1 protein-coding gene is annotated in these 3,477 nt (G+C 65.9%); it reads right to left on the bottom strand.

The features are described 5' to 3' along the window. The coding region (locus tag DBR18_RS29080; RefSeq protein ID WP_256588676.1) for an S-layer family protein at positions 1-3,477 on the bottom strand (3,477 nt) is incomplete at both ends.

Genomic DNA, 3,477 nt, shown 5'->3' with positions numbered 1-3,477 from the left:
GGCCAAACGCGGTGCCGCTCGGCTGCCGACCTGGAGCACGCCTTGATCGACCGAGACGGTGCCGCTGAACGGCTGATTGCCGGTCAGCAACAACGTGCCGGCACCGCGTTTGGCCATCGCTCCGAGTCCGCTGAGGACACCGTTGAACTGACCATTGGCGTTCTGCTGGAACACCAGCGTGGCGTTGTCGGTGATATTGCCTTGCAGGCTGGTGGTGTTACCGATCAGCGTACCGCCACTGACCGTGGTGCCACCGCTGTAGGTGTTGGCGCCCGTCAGCACGAGGGTGCCGGAATCGAGTTTTTCGATACCGCCGGTGCCGATCAGCGGCACGTCGATTTCAGCACTGGCCCCGGCATTGACCCGCACCGGCGCCAGACTGCCGTCGGCACCGTTGACCGGCGTCAGCGTACCGCCAGCGCCCGGCACCAGGCTGTAACCCCCAGTGAGGAACTGCAGACCGGTGAAGTTCTGATTGCCCTGCACGGTGACCGTACCGGCCTGGCCGCCGAACACCGCGAACTGACCATTGGAAGCCAGCGCCTGCGTGCCGCTCGGATCGGTCCAGTTGGTACCCGGGCCCCATACGCCACTGCCGCCACTGATACTGCCGTCAGGGTTGGTGGTGCCGCCGTTCCAGAATTGCACCTCACCCGGCGTGCCTTGCACCAACAGGTTGATCTGATTGGCGATCGCGGTTTGCAGGGTCAGGTTGGCCGCCGACACCGGCAGGCTGCCGTAGACCAGACCGTTGTCGGTCAGGCTGCCGCCGTAGCGGAACAGTTGATAGACCCCGGTGCCAAAGCCGCCGGCGTTGCTGATGTTCAGCGTGCCGTCGAGGGTCAGGTTGCCGGCGACGTTGACCACCGTGGTGGAGCTGGCGGCCGAGCCGAGGCTGAAGTCCAGATTGGTCCCCGAGGACAGCGCCAGCGAGCCGACCGACAACGGTGTAGCCGAACCGCCACCGCTCAGCGTTGCACCGCTGGCCAGTTGCACGTTGCCACCCAGTTGCCCGCTGCCGCCGATGTGCGCGCCGCTGGCGACGTTGACGTTGGCGCTGTTGAGCACGCCGTTGACGATCAGGTTGCCAGCCTGCACCGAAGTGTCACCGGTGAAGGTGTTGTTGCCGGTCAGCAGCAACTGGCCGGTGCCGGTTTTGTTCAGCGTGCCGGCGCCCGTCAGGTTGCCGGTGTAGCTGCCGTCGGCGTTCTGCGCGAAGGTCAGCGCCGCGTTGTTGACGATCGCTCCTTGCAGGCTGCTGGTGTCGCCGGTTGTAGTGCCTGCGTTCAGCGTAGTGCCGCCGCTGTAGGTGTTGGCGCCGCTGAGGAGCAAGTCACCGGTTCCGTTTTTCACCAGGCTGCCGGTGCCGGTGATGGCGCCGAGCAGCGTGGTGTTCTGGTTGCCGGCCAGGGTCAGTTGCGCACCCAGGTTGACGGCATTGGCCAGTTGCAGCGCCGAGGTGCTGTCGAGGGTGCCGTTGCCGGTCACGCTCAATGCACCGCTGCTGATTGCGCTGTTGTTGCCCAGCACCAGCGTACCGCCAGCAAGCTGAGTGCCGCCGCTGTAGGTGTTGCTGCCGTTGAGGGTCAGGCTCGAAGCACCGGACTTGATCAGGCTGCCCGCCCCGCTGACTACACCGCCGAGGGTCAAGGCGTTGCTGCCAGCGACAGTCAGGCCACCGTTCACCACCACATCGTTGCCCAGCGTGACCGCCGCGTTGCTGTCCAGTGCGGTGCCGTCCGCAGCCGTCAACACGCCAGTGCCGAGCGCGGCGTTGTTGCCGACGACGATCTTGCCGCCATTGAGCGCGGTGCCGCCGGTGTAGCCGTTGGCGGCGTTGAGCACCAGCGTGCCGGTGTCATATTTGCCCAGGGTGCCGCTGCCGTTAAGCGCTATGCCAAGGGTCGCGGTGGCGTTCGGATCGACCCGTACCGAGGCGTTACCCAGTGAACCGTTGACCAGGTTCAACGAGCCCGCCGTGCCGTTCTGCAGGCTGTAGCCATCGGTGACGAACTGCATGCCGGTGATGGTTTGTGCGCCGTTGACGGTCACAGTACCCGCCGTGCCCTGGAACACCGCGAAGTTGTTGGTCCAGGCCTGATTGGTGGTGCCGTTGACGTCGGTCCAGTTGGTGGTGCCGGTGCCCCAGGTGCCGCTGCCGCCATCGACCGAACCGTTGGCGACGAGTTGGTTGCCGTCCCAGAACTGCACAGTGACGCCCGGTGCGGTGACCAGCAAATTGATCTGGTTGGCCAGCGCGGTTTGCAGGGTCAGATCGCCGGGGGTGACACTGCCCGGCACCGTGCCGATCAGCATGCCGTTGTCGGTCAGGCCGCCGGTGTAGTTGATCAGGCGATACACGCCGCTGCCAAAACCGCCGATGTCGCTGACGTTGAGGGTGCCGTCGAGCGTCAGGTTGCCGCCGACATTCACCAGCGCGTTACCGCCGCCGGAGACCGGCGCGCCGAGGCCGACATCGAAGTTGGAATTGGCGTTGAACACCAGCGAGTTCACCGACAGGGTGCTGCCGGTGGCGCCGGCCAGATGGCCGCCATCGGCCACGGTTACCGCACCGGTCAGGGTGCCGCTGCCACCCAGTGTGCCGCCGCTGTTGACCAGTACGTTGCCGCTGGCCAGCGAACCGTTGACCTGCAAGGTACCGGCATTGACGTTGGTATCGCCGGTCAGGTCGCTGATGCCGCTGAGGGTCAGGGTGCCGCTGCCGAGTTTGGTCAGTCCGCCGTCACCGCTGAGAATGCCGGCGAAGGTGCTGCTGACGTTGTTGCCGCCCAGGCTCAGGGTGTTGCCGGTGCCGACCAGCGCCGTACCGCTGCCGGTCAGGCTGGCCAGGCTGACCGAAGCGCCGAGATTCAGCGCGGCGCCGCCCGCGAGATTGACCGTGGCGTCGTTGCCCAATGCCGTGCCGCTGAGGGTGGTCAGGCTGCCCGATTGCACATCGAAGGTGCCGCTGAAGGTGTTGTTGCCGCTCAACGTCACATCGGCCAGACCGTTCTTGGTCAGGGTGCCCACCCCGGCAATCACGCCGCCCAGGGTCAGGTTGTTGTTGCCGGCCAGACTGAGGTTGGCATTGACGTTGACGTCGTTGGCCAGCACCAGCGGCGCACTATTGTCGAGGCTCGAAGCGCCGGCCACGGTCAGCGCACCACTGCCCAGAGAGGCGCCCGTGCCAAGGGTCAGCGTACCGGCATTCAGCGTGGTGCCACCGGTGTAAGTGTTGATGCCGTTGAGCGTCAGGTTCGAGGTGCCGTTCTTGATCAGCCCGCCCGCGCCGCTGACCACGCCTGCGAGGGCCAGGTCGTTGCTGCCGGTATTGCTCAGGTTGGCGTTGAGTACCACGTTGTTGCCCAGGCTCAGCGCGCTGTTGCTATCCAGCGCCGAGGCACCGGCCACGGTCAGGTTGCCCAGACCGAGTGCGCCGTTGCTGCCGGCAGTCAGGGTGCCGGTGTTGAGGGTGAC

It is taken from the genome of Pseudomonas sp. HMWF021, from assembly GCF_003061005.1.
Taxonomy (GTDB): Bacteria; Pseudomonadota; Gammaproteobacteria; order Pseudomonadales; family Pseudomonadaceae; genus Aquipseudomonas.
This window is presented reverse-complemented; position numbering and strand designations above follow the sequence as displayed.